Source organism: Aquirufa sp. ROCK-SH2 (assembly GCF_054558315.1).
This window is the reverse complement of record NZ_JBPXKB010000005.1, coordinates 162,056-182,807: the sequence shown is the minus strand read 5'-3', so window position 1 is coordinate 182,807 and position 20,752 is coordinate 162,056. Positions and strand designations below refer to the sequence as shown.

Annotated in this window: 20 protein-coding genes; 12 read left to right on the top strand and 8 right to left on the bottom strand. The window is 35.3% G+C overall.

Features of this window, described 5'->3' with window-relative positions; genetic code table 11:
* Positions 1-268: 268 nt before the first annotated feature.
* The gene (locus V7S79_RS11580; RefSeq protein ID WP_459490753.1) at positions 269-994 is read left to right on the top strand and encodes an RluA family pseudouridine synthase; all 726 of its coding nucleotides are present in this window, start codon (positions 269-271) and stop codon (positions 992-994) included.
* 89 nt (positions 995-1,083) lie between these two features.
* Here the strand turns inward: V7S79_RS11580 and V7S79_RS11575 are convergent, their stop codons facing one another.
* The 5 genes from V7S79_RS11575 to V7S79_RS11555 all read right to left on the bottom strand — a co-directional run bounded on the left by V7S79_RS11575 (position 1,084) and on the right by V7S79_RS11555 (position 5,496).
* Positions 1,084-1,491 (bottom strand): RrF2 family transcriptional regulator, encoded by a 408-nt coding sequence (locus V7S79_RS11575; RefSeq protein WP_459490752.1) that lies wholly within the window; start codon positions 1,489-1,491, stop codon positions 1,084-1,086.
* 302 nt (positions 1,492-1,793) lie between these two features.
* Positions 1,794-2,261: a 30S ribosomal protein S7 gene (gene rpsG, locus V7S79_RS11570; RefSeq protein WP_459490751.1), complete on the bottom strand. Its 468-nt coding sequence runs from the start codon at positions 2,259-2,261 to the stop codon at positions 1,794-1,796.
* 75 nt (positions 2,262-2,336) lie between these two features.
* Positions 2,337-2,747, bottom strand: a complete 411-nt coding sequence (gene rpsL, locus V7S79_RS11565) for a 30S ribosomal protein S12 (protein ID WP_459490750.1) — start codon at positions 2,745-2,747, stop codon at positions 2,337-2,339.
* An 879-nt stretch (positions 2,748-3,626) separates the two neighbouring features.
* Complete coding sequence (uxuA, locus tag V7S79_RS11560; RefSeq protein WP_459490749.1) at positions 3,627-4,814, bottom strand: mannonate dehydratase; 1,188 nt, start codon at positions 4,812-4,814, stop codon at positions 3,627-3,629.
* 100 nt (positions 4,815-4,914) lie between these two features.
* Complete coding sequence (locus V7S79_RS11555; protein WP_459490754.1) at positions 4,915-5,496, bottom strand: MiaE family protein; 582 nt, start codon at positions 5,494-5,496, stop codon at positions 4,915-4,917.
* A gap of 70 nt (positions 5,497-5,566) precedes the next feature.
* On the opposite strand from V7S79_RS11555, the gene V7S79_RS11550 reads away from it, so the two are divergent.
* Positions 5,567-6,712 carry a methionine aminotransferase gene (locus tag V7S79_RS11550; protein ID WP_459490748.1) on the top strand — a complete coding sequence of 382 codons (1,146 nt, stop codon included), beginning with the start codon at positions 5,567-5,569 and terminating at the stop codon, positions 6,710-6,712.
* Between the two features lie 103 nt (positions 6,713-6,815).
* Here the strand turns inward: V7S79_RS11550 and V7S79_RS11545 are convergent, their stop codons facing one another.
* On the bottom strand, positions 6,816-10,010 hold the full coding sequence (locus V7S79_RS11545; protein WP_459490747.1) for an AAA family ATPase: 3,195 nt from the start codon (positions 10,008-10,010) through the stop codon (positions 6,816-6,818).
* Between the two features lie 194 nt (positions 10,011-10,204).
* Between V7S79_RS11545 and V7S79_RS11540 the strand changes: the two genes are divergently transcribed.
* A complete protein-coding gene (locus tag V7S79_RS11540; RefSeq protein WP_459490746.1) occupies positions 10,205-11,092 on the top strand; it encodes a fructosamine kinase family protein in 888 nt (295 codons plus the stop codon).
* Between the two features lie 72 nt (positions 11,093-11,164).
* Here V7S79_RS11540 and V7S79_RS11535 read toward each other — a convergent pair whose 3' ends face one another.
* On the bottom strand, positions 11,165-12,487 hold the full coding sequence (locus tag V7S79_RS11535; RefSeq protein ID WP_459490745.1) for a 4-hydroxy-3-methylbut-2-enyl diphosphate reductase: 1,323 nt from the start codon (positions 12,485-12,487) through the stop codon (positions 11,165-11,167).
* A 205-nt stretch (positions 12,488-12,692) separates the two neighbouring features.
* On the opposite strand from V7S79_RS11535, the gene V7S79_RS11530 reads away from it, so the two are divergent.
* The 5 genes from V7S79_RS11530 to V7S79_RS11510 are packed head-to-tail and all read left to right on the top strand — an operon-like array spanning position 12,693 to position 15,386.
* On the top strand, positions 12,693-13,295 hold the full coding sequence (locus V7S79_RS11530; protein ID WP_459490744.1) for a hypothetical protein: 603 nt from the start codon (positions 12,693-12,695) through the stop codon (positions 13,293-13,295).
* Positions 13,296-13,308: 13 nt separating this feature from the next.
* Positions 13,309-13,677 (top strand): hypothetical protein, encoded by a 369-nt coding sequence (locus V7S79_RS11525; protein ID WP_459490743.1) that lies wholly within the window; start codon positions 13,309-13,311, stop codon positions 13,675-13,677.
* 9 nt (positions 13,678-13,686) lie between these two features.
* Positions 13,687-14,448 (top strand): exodeoxyribonuclease III, encoded by a 762-nt coding sequence (locus tag V7S79_RS11520; protein ID WP_459490742.1) that lies wholly within the window; start codon positions 13,687-13,689, stop codon positions 14,446-14,448.
* 3 nt (positions 14,449-14,451) lie between these two features.
* Positions 14,452-14,754, top strand: a complete 303-nt coding sequence (locus V7S79_RS11515; RefSeq protein ID WP_459490741.1) for a (2Fe-2S) ferredoxin domain-containing protein — start codon at positions 14,452-14,454, stop codon at positions 14,752-14,754.
* Between the two features lie 8 nt (positions 14,755-14,762).
* Positions 14,763-15,386 (top strand): hypothetical protein, encoded by a 624-nt coding sequence (locus V7S79_RS11510; RefSeq protein WP_459490740.1) that lies wholly within the window; start codon positions 14,763-14,765, stop codon positions 15,384-15,386.
* Here V7S79_RS11510 and V7S79_RS11505 read toward each other — a convergent pair.
* Positions 15,383-16,075, bottom strand: coding sequence for a YjjG family noncanonical pyrimidine nucleotidase (locus tag V7S79_RS11505; RefSeq protein WP_459490739.1), 693 nt, complete (start codon positions 16,073-16,075; stop codon positions 15,383-15,385). The genes V7S79_RS11510 and V7S79_RS11505 overlap by 4 nt on opposite strands.
* 51 nt (positions 16,076-16,126) lie before the next feature.
* Here V7S79_RS11505 and V7S79_RS11500 point away from each other — a divergent pair, with 51 nt between their 5' ends.
* The 4 genes from V7S79_RS11500 to V7S79_RS11485 all read left to right on the top strand — a co-directional run bounded on the left by V7S79_RS11500 (position 16,127) and on the right by V7S79_RS11485 (position 20,747).
* A complete protein-coding gene (locus V7S79_RS11500) occupies positions 16,127-16,936 on the top strand; it encodes an exonuclease domain-containing protein (protein ID WP_459490738.1) in 810 nt (269 codons plus the stop codon).
* Positions 16,937-17,041: 105 nt separating this feature from the next.
* A complete protein-coding gene (gene nuoK / locus V7S79_RS11495) occupies positions 17,042-17,371 on the top strand; it encodes an NADH-quinone oxidoreductase subunit NuoK (RefSeq protein ID WP_459490737.1) in 330 nt (109 codons plus the stop codon).
* Positions 17,372-17,401: 30 nt separating this feature from the next.
* Positions 17,402-19,282, top strand: coding sequence for an NADH-quinone oxidoreductase subunit L (nuoL, locus tag V7S79_RS11490; protein WP_459490736.1), 1,881 nt, complete (start codon positions 17,402-17,404; stop codon positions 19,280-19,282).
* A 13-nt stretch (positions 19,283-19,295) separates the two neighbouring features.
* Complete coding sequence (locus V7S79_RS11485; protein ID WP_459490735.1) at positions 19,296-20,747, top strand: complex I subunit 4 family protein; 1,452 nt, start codon at positions 19,296-19,298, stop codon at positions 20,745-20,747.
* Positions 20,748-20,752: the final 5 nt, after the last annotated feature.

Sequence of the window (20,752 nt, the reverse complement as noted above, 5' to 3'; positions counted from 1 at the left end):
CTACTTCTCGATTCAACCAAGCCTGCGCCTGTTTCCTCTTCAATTATATCCTCTCGCTTCGTGCTAACAACCTTTTGTTAGCGATTGGGAGTGCAAAGATGTAGGTTTATTTTTTAAATACCAAACTATAACTTAATCTTTTTTTAACATCAAGCCCTAATTCATTGAAAATCAAGCAGAATAAGCAGATAAAAAAATGAAAGTTTTTTTTCAACATCAAGTATTTCACAAAATAATCCTACCTTTGACTTCCGAAAAATAATATATAATGAAAGACTATCAAGTAATTTACGAAGACAATCACCTACTTATTGTTAACAAAAGAGCGGGAATTCTCGTACAAGGAGATAGTACTGGAGATAAAACTTTGACAGATGTACTAAAAGAATACATCAAGGAAAAATACCAAAAACCTGGTGACGTGTTTTTACATCCTGTACATCGTTTAGATAGACCAGTTAGTGGACTAGTTGTATTTGCAAGAACTTCCAAAGCCTTAGAAAGAATGAATGAAATGTTTCGCAAAAGAGACATCCAAAAAACCTACTGGGCAATTACTAGAAGAAAACCTGATCCTGTCAAAGGAAAATTAACCCATTGGCTACTAAAAAATGAAGCCAATAATACAACCAAAGCATACGATTACCCAGAAGGGAAAGCTCAAAAAGCTGAATTAAATTATAAACTTATTGGTAAAATAAATTTACACTACCTGATTGAAGTTGAACCTATCACAGGAAGACCTCATCAAATTCGTGTTCAATTAGCCACGCTGGGTTGTCCAATTAGAGGAGATGTAAAATATGGTTATGACAGACCTAATATAGATGCAAGTATTAATTTACATGCGAGGAGATTATTTTTCATTCACCCAATCAAGAAAACACCAATTATCTGTCGTGCGGCTGTTCCCAACAACCCATTCTGGGAAGAGTTTTTAGAATTAGACACAGAAGAATTTAAAGAAAAGAATTTGGAGTATTTGTACGAGTAATTGAGGTAAAAGGTAAGAGGTAAGAGGTAAGAGGTAAAAGGTAAGAGGTAAGGATTTTCTCTTTTCTCTTTTCTCTTTTCTCTTTTCTACTACAGCAACTGATCCAAGGTTGTTTTTTCAAGCACAGATAAATTGGCGTCACGCCATTGGGCCAAAACAGTACGAAGTTTACATGTCTCCTCATCTACACAATCGTCGCATTTGCCATAAAAATGCAAAGAAACGCACAATGCAGGCGCTATTGGCCCATCGACAATTCTGATAATTTTAGCAAAAGTAACCTGATCTGGTGGAATCCTTAAATAATATCCTCCTCCTTTACCCTTTTGACTCTGCAAAATTCCATGATTACGCAATTCTAGCAAAATTGCTTCTAAAAATTTTTTAGGAATATTTTCGGACTCAGCTATATGGGAAATCAACAATGGGCCTTTGTCGTAGGCTTGCGCCAAAACCTTCAACGCCTTTAATGCATATTTAGCCTTTTTGGAAATCATCTTTTTATTTATTTGTTAGAAATGCTATCAAAGCTAATCAATTTAACAAGAATAGTCAAATCTATGGGGAAAGTAGGGAAGTGTGAGGTAAGAGGTAAGAGGTAATAGGTAAGAGGTAATAGGTAAGAGGTAAGAGAAAAGAGAAAAGAGAAAAGAGAAAAGAGAAGAAATTTAGAATTTGTAAAATTGACAACCTTTTACCTTTTACCTTTTACCTATTACCTCTTACTTAATAATCTCTCCTTTTACAAAAAAAGGCTTCATTTCTGAAGCCTTTTTTACAATCAATATTTTGATTAAAACTAGAAACGGAAGTGAGAGAACGCTTTGTTCGCCTCCGCCATACGGTGCGTATCGTCTTTCTTCTTAACCGCTGCACCTTCACCTTTAGCTGCTGCAATGATTTCATTCGCTAAACGATCCATCATTGTTTTATCACCACGCTTTCTTGCATATAAAATTAACCACTTCATTCCTAACGCTACTTTACGTTCAGCTCGCACTTCGGTTGGAACCTGAAAGTTAGCGCCACCTACACGGCGACTCTTAACCTCTACAGATGGCATTACATTGTTTAATGCTTTTTTCCAAGTCTCTAAGCCATTCTCTTTTGTACGCTCCTCTACTTTATCCAACGCATCATAAAAAATAGTGAAAGCCACTGATTTTTTTCCGTCGTACATTAAGTTATTGACAAACTTGGTTACTAATACATCCCTAAATTTAGGATCTGGTAAAATATAGCGTTTTTTTGGTTTCGCCTTTCTCATTTTGTTAATTTTTTAAATTCAACCCAACTTCTGCCCTAACTAGGCATACTGGATTTTTCTGTTAATACTAATTAATTACTTTTTCTTTCCTTTTGTAGGAGCAGCCGCTTGACCTGGTTTTGGACGCTTAGCACCATACTTCGAACGAGATTGTAAACGACCAGATACACCGGCAGTATCCAAAGCTCCACGAATGATGTGGTAACGTACACCTGGTAAATCCTTCACACGACCACCACGAATCAATACGATCGAGTGCTCTTGCAAGTTGTGACCCTCACCTGGAATGTAAGCATTAACCTCTTTTTGGTTCGTCAAACGAACACGGGCTACTTTACGCATAGCCGAGTTTGGTTTCTTTGGAGTAGTCGTGTATACACGAGTACAAACTCCTCTTCGTTGTGGACAAGAATCCAAAGCTGGTGACTTAGATTTCCAAGTCATTTGCTCACGGCCCTTGCGCACTAATTGCTGAATAGTTGGCATTTTAATTAATTACCGTTTAAATTTTAAATTTTTTTATCCCTTTGCCTCGCGTTTAAAAACCTAAATCTTTATTCGCATACGAACGGGGGTGCAAAGTTAAAAAGATATTTTGAATATACAATAAATTCCTTCAAAATGATTATGACCACCATTTTATCAAACAACTGAACTTTTTAACACGTAAATTGCAGGGGGTAAGGGGCCCCATACCCCCTAAAAAAAGAAAATCAGATTTACAATCTAAAAACTTATATTTCTAAACAGTTAACTGATTTTCTTGAAAATATTAAAGACGAACTTAATATTTGATAAAAAAACGATTTCGCCATCTAATATTTAATCGACAACCAAACAATTTTTCAATTACGACAAGCACTTTATCTATATTTTAGAAGATACTATTTATAATAATGTGAATTAAGGGTTAAAAACTAAAATTCCCTATCCTTTTCAAAAATTGTGGCTAAATCAAATTTAATTGTCCTTTTTCTTGCCAACAATGCGATTTTCTGGCTAATTCACTTTCTATGGTATTTCTTTTTTTGGAGAAAAGAAATACGGAATCGAAGCCAAAAGTGGTAGGAAAGGTAAAACTTGGTGTTAACACAAAGGCACAGTGTATTGAGTAATTGAACTACAAGTTCAAATCATAGTACACACTCAGCACAGCTGAGCGCGTTTTCCTCTTTTCTCTCTTCCTAAAAATTTTATCAAACAACTGAACTTTTTAACACGTAAATTGCAGGGGGTAAGGGGAGCCATTTCCCCTTAAAAAAAGAAAATCAGATTTACTATCTAAAAACTTATATTTCTAAACAGTTACCTGATTTTCTTCTCAACATAATAATTACTCGAAGATCTACATTGAATCCATCAGAATTACAACATCCCTCTAATCCCCATCTCCAGTCCACGTAATTCCGCTAATCCTCGTAATCTTCCAATAGCCGTATATCCTGGATTCGTTTTTTTACCTTCTTGCAAGTCATCCAACATCCGATGCCCATGATCTGGTCTAAAAGGCATACTTAAATCCACTCTCCCCTCTTTTTCTCTTTTCTTTTGTTGCAAAACCAATGCCTTCATCACTCCAAACATATCCACATCCCCATCCAAATGATCTGCTTCATGAAAATTTCCAAATTCATCTCTTTTCGTCGCACGCAAATGAATAAAATTGATTCGGTCACCCAAACGCTCCACCATACCCACTAAATCATTGTCCTCTCTAACGCCATAACTTCCTGTACAAAAACACAATCCATTGACTGAACTTTCATAAGCTGCCAATAATTGCTTTGCATCCGACTCTGTACTCACTACACGAGGTAATCCCAAAATTGGATAAGGAGGATCATCTGGATGGATGGACAAGTTAACGCCCGCCTCCTCAGCCACAGGACCTATTTCACGAATAAATTCGTATAAATGTTGCCTCAATTCAGCATCGCCAACTTCTTGATAAGTATCCAATGCTTTTTGAAAGGACACCAATGTGAAACTTTCTTCACTTCCAGGTAGACCTGCAATGACATTTCGAATTAACTTTTCTTGCTGAGCTGCATTCGATTGATCAAACCACTTTTTCGCTCTTGCAATTTGCTCATCTGTATAATGCTCCTCCGCTCCTGGTCTTTTCAATAAAAACAATTCAAAAGCCGCAAATTCAGCAGCGTCAAATCTTAAACCCGTAGATCCATCTGGAAATCTAAAATCTAAATCCGTTCTAGTCCAATCCAAAATAGGCATAAAATTATAACAAACTGTTTTTAAACCAGCTTTGCCTACATTCCGAATCGACTCTTGGTAATTAGCAATGTATTTTTTATAGTCCCCAGTTTTGGTTTTGATATCCTCATGAATGGGAATACTTTCAATCACAGACCATGTTAAACCAGCTGCTTCGATGATCGCTTTTCGTTCCAAAATATCCGCCAGCTCCCAAACTTGACCATTGGGAATTTGATGCAATGCACTTACGATACCCGTTGCGCCTGCTTGGCGAACATCACTCAATTTCACCGGATCATTGGGTCCAAACCAACGCCATGTTTGCTCTAATGCCATAATTTTATTATTTGAATAATAAAGATACTCCTGAGATATTTTTACTCAATACATTTCAAAAAGCACTATATCGACTTTCCCCGTTTACTAAAACCACTATTTATCCATGAATAGTTTCTTCTTTACCATAATTTTTGATAACAATCGCTTCGTATTCAATCCACTCTTTCCATCGTGCCTCCACATCTGTATTTTCTGCATATTGCCTGGCAAAATTGAGAAAAGTGGTATAATGCCCTGCTTCACTAATCATTAATTCACGGTAAAAATTAGCTAATTCTGGATCCGATATTTTTTCTGAAAGCAACTTAAATCGTTCGCAACTACGCGCCTCAATCATCGCCGAAAAAAGAAGTCGATCTATCAATGATTGATTCCGATTTCCTCCTTTTATCATAAATTTATACAACTCATTCACATAGCTGTCTCTTCTTTCTCTACCAAAAAACAAGCCTCTTTTTTGAATAATATTCACTACTTGTTCAAAGTGATCCAATTCTTCTTGTGCCAAAGTAATCATTGCTGAAACCAATTCTGCTCTTTCAGAATTTTGAGTAATAATAGAAATAGCATTGGTAGCAGCCTTTTGCTCACACCACGCATGATCTGTTAAAATTTCTTCAATATTTGTTTCAACAATGTTTACCCAACGAGGGTCTGTGGATAGCTTTAAGCCAAGCATAGATATTTTTTTCAACAAATTTACTTTATCAAACATTAATAAACCTAAATTCGCTCATCAAAAGCAAAAAATGATTCAATTTCCTTCCAAACAACCAACGGTTCAAACAACGATTTTTACCAAAATGTCTCAAATGGCATTGGAAAACAATGCTTTAAATCTTTCGCAAGGATTTCCTGGATTCGACTGCGATCCGGAAATTCAGGAATTGTTACAATTTTATTCCAAAGGACATAATCAATATGCCCCGATGGCCGGCATTCCAGAATTGCGAAAAAGCATTGGCTTAAAAACGAAGGCTTTTTATGATGTTGAATTAGACCCCAACTCAGAAATCACGGTTGTTTCAGGGGCGACAGAAGCACTTTTTGCGGCGATTCATTGCTGTGTTCATCCAGGAGATGAGGTCATCTTGTTTGATCCTTCTTATGACGCCTATGACCCAATTGTTCGTTTGGCAGGAGGAATTCCTATTCACATTCCTTTGAAATTATCCAATGGATTTCGAATTGATTTTGATGAATTAAAACAAAAAATCAGTTCAAAAACTCGGGCTATTATGGTTAATACGCCACATAATCCAACTGGAGCCATTTGGGAAATGGAAGATTTGCAATCCTTAGCAGAAGTAGTCAAAGGAACAAACATCCTATTAGTATCAGATGAAGTATATGAACATATCGTGTTTGATGGACAACAACATGCTTCCGTTATTTTGAATGAGGAATTGCGCAAAAGAAGCTTCATTTGCGGATCCTTTGGCAAAACATATCATATAACAGGTTGGAAAATGGGTTATTGCTTGGCACCTCCTTATTTAACGGCGGAATTCAGAAAATTGCACCAGTGGGTAACTTTTTCCAGCGCGACACCTTTGCAATTTGTATTGGCAGATATTCTTCAAAAACCAGATCATTATTTAAGCTTATCTGATTTCTACCAAAGAAAACGCGATTTATTTGCTGATGCCTTGAAAGGGAGTCGATGGAACTTATTACCTAGTCAAGGAAGTTTTTTCCAATGCATGGATTATTCTGAAATCAGCTCTGAAAACGACATCGATTTGGCAGAAAGATTGACCAAAGAAATCAAAGTAGCCTCTATCCCAATTTCTGTCTTTTATGAACGTCCTCCAGAAGACAAAATTCTGCGATTCTGTTTTGCCAAAACAGATGAGATGTTATTGGAAGCAGCGAGGAGATTGAGTGAGGTTTGAGGTAAGAGGTAAGAGGTAAAAGGTAATAGGATCTTCTCTTTTCTCTAATCTTTTACCTCTTACCTCTTACCTCTTCCCTCTTACCTTTTACCTATTATCAAATCTATTCTTTCAAAAACCTCAACACCTTTTCTTGATATTTGGGCAATAAATCTACAGGTATTTTTTGGTACAAATCTCGATTGATGGCTTGTTTTTTCAAATAAGGAATTAAATTGGGTGGTGGATTTTCTTTCCATTTTTGAATAGCAGATTTAGATTCACGCTTGGTATCTTCCCCTTGTTCTTTCAATGCTTTCTCCGCATCTAACAACCGAGGTAATAATTGATTTTTCAAAACATTGTTCATGCGTTTGTTGACCAATTCAGTTTCATTTTTATCTAATTCTTTTGCTAAATTTTGAAGCGACTTTTGCAAATCATTCAATCCAGGTAAACCATTCAATTCTTGCATTTTTTGCTCTATTTCTTGTCGAATTCGATATTGTTCCTCAGCTAACTTCATCCATTCTTCATTGGAGGGACTAGCATTACCTTCCTTCATTTTTTGCAGTTTTTCATTCAATTGCTGTTGTCTTTTACCCCATTCACCTTTGGAAGATTTCGATTTCGATTTCGACTTTTTCTTACCCGGTTTCAATTGTATTTGTTGTTCTTGAATTTGTTTCAAAAGATCAGAAAGTAAAACTGCCAATTTGTTCGTAGATGCCATCGATTCTTGTTGTCGATAGGTCACCATTGGCCACTTTCTTTCTTTCATTGCTGTGGAAGTTTCATCCATTTTTTGCCGCATTGCAGCCGCCTCTTTGGTAATCAATTGCGAAACAGGCATCAAATGTTTGGCTAAACTTTGAAGACTATCTTGCACCAGTCGTGCAGTCTCTCCGAGTCGGATTTGTTCCTGTATCGATTTTCTCAAGGCAGGGTCTTCCGGATTTGAAGCACGAAAAACCTTTAATAAACGCTCTTGCTCAAATGAAATTTGCAAAAGATCTTCCATCATTAAACGTAATTTCGCCAAATCCACATCCAACTCCATGGCATCCTGATTTTCCATTTGAGCTTGCAATTTTTGAGCTAAATCGCTCAGTTTTTTACTTGCTTTCTTCTGCTTTTCATTTGCTTTGGAAGACTCTTTTTGTTGCAGATGCTCTTTTGCTTCATTCATCAATTGGTCGATTTCCTTTTGTAATTCTTGCTCCGTATCCAAAGGTTTTTCATCCGCCAATTCCTCTTTCTCCTTTTCTGCTTCTTTGATATTATTTTGATCTTGTTCAAATTTCTCAAGCAATTCATTTTGCTTGCTGAGTTCATCCAAATCTTTTTTCATCTCAGACAGATTCAATTGTTCTTTGGATAAATTATTTAAATCATCTATGGTTTCATTTACTATTTTTTGAATTTTCAACTCTTGGTAAAATTTCTCCAAACGTTTTAATTCGTTCTCCATGGATTTCCCTTGCTTACGAATTTGATCCAAATGGCTTTTCCATAAACTTGGATTTTCTTTATTAAAATCTTCCATCAATTGATCTTTTTCCTTATCGATGTTAGGATCCCAAAGTTGTTGAATCAGCTTTTGAAGATTTTCCATTTTTTGCTGCCAAACAGGATCTATTTTATGAAAACTCATTTGCTGCCCCATCCATTCGTCATTCAATTTTCTCAAATTTTCTACCGCTTGCTTAAATTCTGCCTCTTTTTTTGCCAATTCTTTCATGGCATTTACATTGACATCCTTACCAAGCAAAACACGCTTATTGATGTCATTCATTTCTTGCTTTAAATCTTGAGCTTTTGAAAGTGCCCGCTGCACTTCCTCCTCTATTCTATCCACTTTTTCAGATGTTTGAGCTAATAAATCTTGCTTAGACGGATATTCCCAAATCGTCTTTTCACTTCTTCCCATTTTCGAACCATGGATTCCATCATTGTCAAAAACCTCAAAATAATACATCAATTGATCCCCTGATTGTAAATTCAATGAATCTAAGCGCCAAATATAATCCATGGAAAAACTTGATTGCTGAACCGGAATCGTAACGGAACGTATATGCTGGAACGTTGCTTTCTTACCATTGCGTTGAATCTGATAATGTAAATTCAATCGCTGGATTCCGTAATCATCTTTTAAATCCAGCTTGATTACTTTAAAACGATAATACAAGGTATCTTCAGTCACCTGCAAATTCACGATCGGCTTTTGATCTGGCACCACTTCTACACTTTGTTGCAAACTTTTCTGCATTGGAAGTTGATTATTGGATGCTAAAACTTGATATTTATCCGAAAGAAAAAACTGTTTTTCTACTCGATAAGATTTAGAAAAAGGAAAATGATTTGCCCAAAGTGTTTCATTTTTATGGGCCAAATAAATACCCAATTTATCAGCATAATATGAGCTCAGATGCCAAGTAACAATCGTGCCCTCCGGAATCGTTAAGTTGGCTAACTGAAATAAATCCTCATCAGCTTTCTTTAGATAAGCAGGAAATTTTAAAGTGATCTTACTGTTGGCAATTCCTGGCCGATGTACTAATTGCAATGAAATAGGTTCAGAAAAATAATTACCTGCTTCAAATTGCAATGTCGTTGAAGTTGAAATGGCAGGAATTATTCCCACAAAATGATGTTCATCTTTAACAAGTTTCATTGGGATTTTCTCCTCGTTCCATAAAATAAAAACTTCATTCGGATGATTTTTTCCATTTAAAAACAACTTGATTTCAGTAGGTTCTCCTGAAATGGCATAAAGTGGGTGATTTTGAACAATGAATTCAAAGGGCAATTCTTTGGAATAATGAAAAGAATAATTCCATAAGCGAAGTGCCGGTTTTTTAAAAACATCTGGAAAGCTGAATTGACCCAGTGCAGCAAGAAATATGAAAAAGCAAAAAGCAAAAAAAGGTTTTTTCAAATCATCCTTTTTCAAATAATTGTTAAACTTAAATTGCGTCAATTGAACTTCCTTTTGTAAAATAGCTGCTGAGATTAAATCATTTTGCGTCCACGAAAGTTGATCATTCAATTGCAAATAGTTCAACAATTCATCGGAATATTCTTGGGGTAATAATTGACCGACTTCTTTGGCGAGATGTTGAAAATCAATAGGACGCAGTTTCCGAATCCATTGATAAAAGGCATGATAGGTAAAAAAAACGAAAATAATTAAAGAGAACCCTGCAAAAACATAAAAAAGTACTTCTCTAATTTGTACTGAAAACCAAGCAAAATATTCGATAAAAATCAATCCAAGAGCAAAGGTAAATACCCACAAAAAAGCTTTTAATAGGCCCAATAGCAACCTATTTGACCATTTCTTGACATGGAATTTATGTAGACGATCAAGGATTTCAGCAGATTGGTTTTTCAATTTTACGAGGTTCACATTTGAAAATACAAATTAATTTTCAAGCCATTGATAGTTTGATCAAGAAAATAAAATTGTAGCTAAGCGCTCATTTTGGTAATTTCGAGAAATATTACAGGTTTATGTCGCAACAATCACAAGAACAATATCAGTTTATAGAACGCATTTTACAAATTCATTTGGGACAATTTGACAAAATTGATGAATTTGAATTCTTCTATGGAGGAAATTTCAACTTGGCTGTTCGAGTAAAACTTAAAAAAGAAGAATTTTTCATTAAATGGAATCAAGGAGAACATCCTGGCCATTTTGAGGCAGAAGCAAAAAATCTCCAATTAATCCACTCTACAAACACGATTTCTGTACCCAAAGTAATAGGCGTAGGAAACTTAGATGAAAAAGAATATCTGATGATGGAATGTATTCCCTCGATTCCCAAAGTTGAAAATTATTGGGCAGATTTCGGAGAAAAATTGGCAGCCTTACATCACTCTAGCCACACCAATGGACATGGTTTAGACTACAATAATTTCATCGGAGCAACAATTCAAATAAACGATTGGAATCCCAATGGGGTTGCATTCTTTTTGGAAAATCGCTTACAAAAACAAGTTGAAAAAGCTGTCTATGATCGAAAAATTGATAAATCATTGGTCGATAAATTTGAACAGATTTTTCAAAAAATTCCCACAATTATTCCTAATGAAAAGTCAGCCTTAATTCATGGCGATTTATGGTCTGGAAATGCAATGGTCAATCAATTAGGACTAGTCACATTAGTGGACCCATCTTGTTACTATGGGCTAAGAGAAGCTGAATTAGCCTTTACAACCATGTTTGGAGGTTTTGAAAAACAATTCTATGAGGCTTATCATACTAATTTTAAGATAGAAAAAGGGTTCCATGAACGCATTCCTCTTTACAATTTATACCCCCTAATGGTCCATGTTAATTCCTTTGGAGAAGGATATTTGGATACAGTGAAAAAGATTTTGGATACCTATCTTTGAACGAAGAGAGAAGAGAGTAACTCTTACCTATTACCTTTTACCTCTTACCTCTTACCTCTTACCTTTTACCTATTACCTAATTACCTCAATCACCTCTCCTACCAAAGCATCTACCTCCTTGGCATTAGGAAAAAAGGCAACCAATTTTCTAAAAATCTCTTCAATAACAGCATCTGGACAAGAAGCTCCACAAGTTAATGCAATACGGACTTTATCTTTTTGAGGGATAAAATTTGAAGTTAATTTTTCCGCTTTTGTACGGTTATCAAAATGTTTAATTTGATTGGAATTGAGCAAATTCTCAGATGAAGTGATGAAATAAGTCGGAAATTTCTCTGCACATAAATCGACTAAATGTGCGGTATTGGACGAATTGTAGCCCCCTGCCACAATAACAAAATCAACATGTTCATTTAATAATGAATACGTTGAACTCTGATTATCATTGGTTGCATAACAAAGCGTATCTCTTGTATCTGCAAAACGGCTTTGTATTTCCTCTTTTTGTAATTGATAAAATTCAACAAAAACCTGCTTCAAAAAATCGGCAATTTCTTGTGTTTCAGTAGCAAGCATGGTCGTCTGATTCACGACACCAATTCGTTCTAAATCAGTTTCAGGATTAAATCCGAGAGAATATTGACCTTCAAATTCTTGATAAAAAGATTCTGCCGATTTCTCTTTACGAATGTAGTCAGCTAGCAATTTTGCCTGCTTTATATCTTTCAAAACCAAGGTAGGTGTTATCGACTGTGAATGAGAAAATGTCGCTTTGGTTTCCTCATGAGAAGGTTTTCCATGCACAATTACAGTGTAATTTTTTTGGCCGATAGAAGCTGCCCTATTCCAAACCTTTTCTACAAATGGACATGTCGTATCGTAGGCATAAGGATTAATTCCAAGACCTTGTAAATGATGTTGAATCTCAAGCGTTGTGCCAAATGCAGGAACAATAACAATATCTTCAGAAGATAATTCTTCCCAATTAACCAACTGATTTCCAGATGTATCTTGAATAAAGCGAACCCCTCGATCCAATAAATCCGCATTTACAGCTGGGTTGTGAATCATTTCAGATAACAAAAATATTCGTTTGTGTGGATTTTCATTTAAAATTCGATAGGCAGTTTCCACCGCATTTTCTACACCATAACAAAAACCAAAATGCCTTGATAATAAGATCTCAATAGGCCCAAAATCAAAAATACTTGGACTGAAATCTTTTTTTAATTTGTCGTTTTTACGTCTAAATTCCTTTATTTGACCAATTAAATTACTTTTAAACAAAGAAGGTATTTCAAAAGACTTCATTTTTCGAATTTTACGTTTTTCTAACTTCGTATTAAAATGATTGGTTAATTTTTTCCCTACTTGAAAAGGCTCCACTTCTTCCATTGCTCAGATGTGTAAACTAAAAATATGAATAACAGTTTCCAAAATTACAATTCTTTTGTCAAACTGCTGATTCATTTTACCCACCAGTAGATAATTATTTATTTAAAAACCTTGAATATTTTGTTTAATCAGTAATCTTATAATATTTTTGTACTGCCTGTATGGTTACGTACCTAATCACCTCAATAATTTAAAATTTATAACAATGGAAAATTCTAATTCAAAATCATTTCTTCGAAAGTTTTTAACGAATCCATTGAATTCATTTGTTCTTCTATTTGTCAGAAACCCCATCAATTTATTATACGCTGGTTTAGCTTTGGTCTTTTGCTTATTCAGCTACCAAAATACCTTTAGCAAAAAACCATTAGAAACAGGATTTTTTTCTGGCCAAATTGAATTTGGACAAAATAGCACTCACCGTTTAGATACTAAAAACATTTCGGCCCAATTGAAAAATGAAATGGGTGAAAAAGTCTTAACACTGAATGCCACAGCAGAGGGTAGTCTAGAATCGATTTACATTAAAATATTCAACTTGAAAGGTGCTGGAACGTATTTTATTCCAGGAGATGGACAGATAGAAAACATCGGCAATTTGATTAAAAATTTAGACCAGTATAAAGATAAAAATAACTTTTACGAGGCGACCTTACCAAACAAAGATGGTATTCAAAATGGAGTTGGCCGTGTCAATATTACCAAATTGACAGATACTGAAATTGAAGGTGATTTAATATTAATCGGAAATAATCCCAAAGGAGAACAAGCCTTGCTTGAATCCGCAAAATTCAAAATATCATTATAAACTACCCCAATTTATGGAATTTGAACCTGCCATAGTTAGCTCAGAGTGGGAGCAAATTCTTGATTTTTTAGAAGGGCAATTGAATAAACGACCTGCCGATTTAGAATCGGTTCTTTTTTTGATTGGAGTTCAAGAGCTTGGGCAGGGTCATGTACATTTCACCAAAGAACAAAAGCAAGATTTAATGCACATTGCCACTTGTAAAGTGTTAAGCTTTAGCGGCATATACGAGCTTGAAGGCTTGGATTCAGAAGGGTGGCCTCACTGGAATTTAGTCCAAAACTTGCCACCACTTGCACTTAAAGAACAAGAAGTGTTAATCAAAGCACATGTGATTCATTATTTCAAAACAGAAGTTTTTGAAAACACGGAAATAATATAAGTAATACTCATGAAATTAATTTCGTACAATGTGAACGGTATTCGGGCAGCTATGCAAAAAGGCTTTACCGACTGGCTCAAAGAAGAGAATCCAGACATTATCTGTTTACAAGAATTAAAAGCAGAAATAGATCAAGTTGATTTGACCGAAATTAAAAATTTAGGTTACGAAGTTTATTGGCATTCCGCACAGAAAAAAGGCTATTCAGGTGTCGCAATTTTCTCAAAATTAAACCCTTTACATGTTGAAATAGGTTGTGGAATTGATAAATATGATGCAGAGGGTCGGGTTATTCGATTAGATTTTGAATCATTCTCCATCATGAGCGTGTATATGCCATCTGGATCAAGTGGCGATGAAAGACAAGCCTTCAAAATGGAATGGCTTGCTGATTTTCAGCAATATGCGCAAGAATTATTAACAAAAATCCCACATTTAATCATTTCAGGCGATTACAACATTTGCCACAAAGCCATTGATATACATAATCCAAAATCCAATGCCAATAGCTCGGGATTCTTGCCTGAAGAAAGAGAATGGATGGAAAATTTCATCAATAGTGGAATGATTGATACTTTTAGACACATCAACCAAGAGCCACATCATTACAGCTGGTGGAGTTATCGCGCGGGCGCAAGAGGCAAAAACTTAGGTTGGCGCATCGACTATCATTTAGCGAGCGAACCGCTAAAAGATAGAATTAAACACGCACAAATTTTGCCAGAGGCAAAACACTCAGATCATTGTCCAATCGTACTAGAAATAAACTAAATTATGCACTTCGAAAAACACGTATTTATTTGTTCCAATGATAAAGATGCTCCTAAAAAATGTTGCGGTTCAGCGCATGGAATGGATCTAGTCAATGCTTTTAAAGCTCAATGGGAGGCTGGTGGTTCAGATAAAAAAATCAGAATTCAAAAAGCAGGATGCTTGGATTTTTGTGGAAAAGGCCCAACGATGGTTGTTTATCCCGAAGGAGTATTTTACGGAAATGTTCAGTTAGACGATGTAAAAGAAATTACAGAATCACATTTAATCAAGGGAGAAATTGTTAGTCGCCTACAAATTGGATAAATTGCAACATGTTATATCGTTTATATCCAACCCTTTTAAATTCGTACACCCTTTATTTGAATCAAGCAAGAGATTCCAATGGTAAACTCATTGTGGATGAAATCGAATTGATAGATCGAATCAATCGTGTAAAAAAGCCGACCACCCAAGCCCAACAAAAGGGAATCGATTTTGAAAAAGCGGTTACTTTGGGACTGAATGAGGAAGCTTTTGCGGAAGGAATTATAGACAAAGCGAGAAATTTATTGCCTGCAAAATACAAAACACAATTGTATTTGGAATCAAGATATAAAAACAGTGTCATATACGGTTACGTAGATGGTGCAGGAGATCAAATTGCCTTTGATTTAAAAAGTACTTCTTTTTATGAACCAGGTAGATTTTCAAAAAATCACCAAAATTTATACTTATTAGGTTTGCAAAAAGTGGGTATAGAGCAACTGGATTATGTCATTACCGATTTCAAAGATGTGTACGTGGAATCCTATCAGCTAAGCTCCTACGATTTCAATCCATTATATGAGCAAATTGAATCCTTTACTCGATTTTTAGACGATCATAAAAAATTCATTTTTGATAAAAAGATTTTTGATCGCAAATCAAACGACAATCAATTATCTATTTTTGATTAATCACATTCAATAATTTCCTGCAATTCTAACAAATGATTGATTTGCCGAGCTGCATGGGAATGTTTTTGTAATGGATTAAAATGTATAGCAGTTATTCCAATTGCTTCAGCACCTTGCACATCGGCAATGGGATGATCTCCTATCATAAATACTTCCTCTGCTCGGCAATTGGCAAATTCCAAAGATTTGGTAAAAAAGAGCGCATCTGGCTTTTTTACTCCCACTTTTTCTGAGGTAATAATTTCCTGAAAATGATGACCGATGCCCGATCCTTCTACTTTTATATATTGAATATCGTCAAAGCCATTGGTCAAAATATACAATGGATATTTATTGGCCAAACGACTAATAATTGCTTCTGCGCCATCCATTAAATGTGATTTCCTGGGGGTTCTAAACAAATATTCCTTTGAAAAATGGACAGAATCCGCTTGAATTGACAAAGCATCAAAAAATTCGGTGAATCTATTTTCTCTTAAATATTTTTGAGAAATGGCCCCAATTTGATATCGATCCCAAAGGCCATCATTGATTTTCTGGAAGGTTTGCCAGGTTCTTTCTTTATCAACTGATTGGTTTTCAAGTTGAAATTCCTCTAACAAGTCAAAAATAACTTCTCTAGAATTTCGATCATGATCCCAAAGGGTATGATCCCAATCAAAAAAAATGGCTTTTGGTTGAAATTTCATTTGACAAAGATAATAATAACTTACCTTTGCGAGGTTAATTATAAATAACGAATGGAGCACCAACTGAAATTAAAAAAACCTTTAGCTTTCTTTGACTTAGAAACGACAGGTATCTTAATCCAAAAAGATCGAATAGTCGAAATTTCTATCGCAAAAGCGAATATAGATGGAAGCGTTGAAATTAAAACTAGAAGGGTAAACCCTGGTATTCCCATTCCCATCGAAGCCTCATTGGTGCATGGAATTTACGATGAGGACGTCAAAGATGAACCCCAATTCAAACAAGTAGCAAAATCATTGAGTCAATTTTTAGATGGTTGCGATTTAGCTGGATTTAATTCCAATCGATTTGATGTGCCGATGTTGGTGGAGGAATTTTTAAGGAACGGTGTTGATTTTGATTTAAAAAATAGAAAGTTAATTGATGCTCAAAGGATTTATCATTTGATGGAGCCGAGAAATTTGACTGCAGCATATAAATTCTATTGTCAAAAAGAATTGATTGGAGCCCATGGAGCAGAAGCAGATGTTTTGGCAACGTTGGAAGTGCTAAATGCACAAATACAAAAATATGAAAAGACCCCTTTGCTAGACGAAAAAGGGCAGGAATATTTCCCTATTAAAAATGACATGAACGCTCTTCATGAGCTAACAGCTTCTAATTCAGTCGATTTTGCTAACCGAATGGCTTACAACAAAGATAAAGTGATTGTCTTTAATTTTGGGAAACATATAGGAAGACCTGTCTTAGATGTCTTAAAATCAGACCCTTCTTATTATGATTGGATTATGAAGGGAGATTTTCCGATGGACACAAAAAGAAAATTAACTGAAATAAAATTGCAAGGTTTTCAGCGTTAATTGATTTTTTTATCGAAAATCTCAGTTTATTTAGTAATTTTGCGCGGCATAAATGCCCTGTTTGTTAAGCGTTTTGTAACGCAAAAAATATGTTTCGACAATAATATGCAGTCAATACCAGAAATTATTCGCACGATTCCTTTAATGCACTACATTATATTAAGCTCTGCTTTATTTTGTATTGGAATTTTAGGTGTACTTACTCGAAGAAATGCCATCATCGTTTTCATGGCCATCGAATTAATGTTAAATGCTGTCAATTTGTTATTAGCGGCGTTTTCATCCTATTATTCAGATCCAGCTGGACAAATTTTTGTATTTTTTATCATGGCAGTAGCTGCTGCGGAAGTAGCAGTAGGTTTAGCGATTATCGTGATGATTTACAGAAATATCCAAAGTATTGACATTGGCGTATTAAACAAAATTAAAAATTAATTTAAGCGGATTCATATCGCATATTAATCTATGTCTTCATTATTATTAATTCCTCTTTTGCCGCTTTTAGGCTTTGCCATAAACGGTTTGTCATTCCCTAAGTTATCCAAACAAATTGCTGGAATCATTAGTACGATTCCACCTTTGGTAGCGTTTGGCTTATCCATTCAATTATTTCTAAATTTTGATGGACAAGCTCAAGTTTATCAATTAGCAGAATGGATTAAAATAGCTGACTTAAGTATCCCATTTGCCTTCCAAATTGATCAACTATCGATTATGATGCTCTTAGTTATCACAGGAGTGGGAACTTTGATTCATATTTACTCGATGGGTTATATGTCGCATGATGAAGGATTGGGCAAATTCTTCGCCTTCTTAAATTTATTCATCTTCTTCATGCTGATTTTGGTTTTAGGAGCCAATTTTACCGTATTGTTCATCGGTTGGGAAGGAGTTGGTTTATGTTCTTATCTGTTAATTGGTTTTTGGAACAAAAAAACAAGTTATGGTAATGCGGCTAGAAAAGCATTTATCATGAATAGAATCGGTGATTTAGGCTTTTTGGTAGGTATATTTTTATTGATTCAAGAATTTGGAACAACTAATTACCAAGATATTTTCGCTGCCATTAAAGCAGGTTCAGGTGCTAATAATTTAGGCTTAATCGCATTTTGCTTATTCATAGGAGCCATGGGTAAATCGGCTCAATTGCCACTTTATACTTGGTTGCCTGATGCCATGGCTGGACCAACGCCTGTATCTGCCTTGATTCACGCAGCAACGATGGTTACAGCGGGTATTTATATGGTCATTCGTGCCAATGCCATTTTTGAATTAAGTCCAGAAGTATTACATTTTGTTGGTTGGATCGGTTTAGCCACTGCCTTGTTAGGTGCTGCCATTGGTTTATTCCAAAATGACATCAAGAAAGTATTAGCCTATTCGACTGTATCTCAATTGGGATATATGTTCATGGGCTTAGGCGCATCGGCCTATTCAGCATCTTTTTTCCATGTTATGACCCATGCATTTTTCAAAGCATTGTTGTTTTTAGGAGCAGGTTCTGTTATTCATGCTATGTCTGATGAACAAGATATTCGAAAAATGGGTGGCTTAAAAAGCAAAATGCCCATTACGTATATTACATTCTTAATCGGTACCATTGCCATAGCAGGTATTCCTCCATTTGCTGGTTTTTTCTCCAAAGATGAAATTTTAGCTCATTTATATCACCACGATTTTGCTATGTGGTGTTTAGCTATTTTAGGTTCAGCCTTAACTTCATTCTATATGTTCAGAGTGTTTATCTTAACATTCTTTGGCGATTTTAGAGGAACGGAAAAACAAGCAAGTCATTTACATGAATCACCGATTTCCATGACTTTACCTTTGGTTGTTTTAGCCATCTTTTCTGCAGCTGGCGGATTAATCAATTTACCAGAATTTGCGGGAGGACATGAATTTTTAGCTCATTGGTTAGCTCCTATCTTGCCAGCTTCAGAGGGTTTAGGAGAAGTTTCTTTCTTAAGTTTGGAAATGGGCGCCCCTCTGTTGGCAGCCTTCCTTCCTGCATTTTTAGCTATCTATCTTTTTGGTATTCAAAAAAGTGTACCAGCTTCAGATCAAGAAATTTCCGGTATTCAGAAAATTGTTTACAATAAATTTTATATCGATGAATTGTATGACATCGTATTCGTCAAGCCAATAAGCATAATGTCTATCTTTTTCCATCAAATTATCGATTTCTTGGTAATTGATTTATTTGTGGAAGGAATCGGACGATTTGTCAAATATTCATCTAGTGAATTCAGAAAAGCACAAACAGGAAATGTAGGTTTTTATTTGTTCATGATAGTTTTGTCTATTTCTGTTATTTTATTTTTTAGTTTAAAGAATTGGATCTTGTAATTTATTCATAGGTATGTATTTACTTTTTATACTTTTTTTCCCGCTTATTTTAGGAGCAATCATATTAATTGCCAAACCTAAAAATGCGTTTTTCATAGCTCTCGGCGGTACCATTATTGAAGCCATTGCAAGTGTGAAAATCCTTTGCGACTTTTCGCAATCCATTAAACCTATCACTTACATTCATTCTTGGATTCCTGATTTCGGATTGAATTTTTCATTGTGGGTAGATGGTATCAATGGAATTTTGATTGGATTATGTGCCTTGATGGTGCCATTTATCATCGCCACTACTGCAAAGACAGAACGTGAAAATAATAGTCAATTCCAAGGATTGATTTTATTGATGCAGTCAGCCCTAATGGGAGCTTTTTTAGCAAAAGATGCCTTCTTGTTTTATTTCTTTTTTGAGGCTTCCTTGTTACCAATCTACTTCTTGGCTGCCATTTATGGGGGTGAGAATAAAAATGCTATTACTTTTAAATTCTTTGTTTATACCTTATTCGGTTCCTTATTTTTATTAATCGGATTGATCTATGTGTATTTAAGAACACCAGGAAATATTCATTCTGCCGATATAATTGACTTATACTCAACGGCAAATGCCTTGAATGCAGGCGAACAGGGTTGGTTATTTTTAGCATTCTTTGTAGCTTTTGCTATTAAAATGCCCATTTTCCCTTTCCATACGTGGCAACCAGATACTTACACAACTTCCCCAGTTCAAGGCACCATGTTGCTTTCGGGTATTATGTTGAAAATGGGTACTTATGGTTTAATTCGTTTAATTCTACCCATGTTCCCATTGGGAATTGCAGAGTGGGGTTATACTGCTTCTGTATTATCCATCATCGGAATCATTTATGGTTCAATCATTGCCATTCAACAAAAAGACGCTAAACGCTTGTTGGCTTATTCTTCTTTTGCACACGTTGGATTAATGGCTGCGGGTATTTTAACGAAAAGCACAGAAGGAATTCAAGGTTCTTTGTACCAAATGCTTTCTCACGGTATCAATATCATCGGATTATTTTTTGTTGTTGAAATCATCGAAAGAAGAACTAAATCTAGGGAAGTTGATCAATTAGGTGGTATCACTTCACATTCATACATCCTAACGGTTGCATTTATTATTCTGAGTTTAGGATCTGTGGCATTACCTCTGACAAATGGATTCATTGGTGAGTTTCTTTTATTGAAAAGTGTTTTCGATTACAATTTAATGTTGGGAATCATTTCTGGAATCACGATTATTTTAGGAGCTGTTTATACCTTGCGATTGATTCAAAAAACAATGTTTGGAAATCAATCGAGAATCACAACAACCTTTGAGGATGTAAGTAGTTCAGAAAAATGGGTATTAATCCCATTAAGTATTTTGGTTATTTTAGGAGGTATTCTCCCCAATTATATTTTAGCCTTCAGTGAGCCCAGCGTTGCATTATTAACGCAATGGTTTAAATAAAGGTG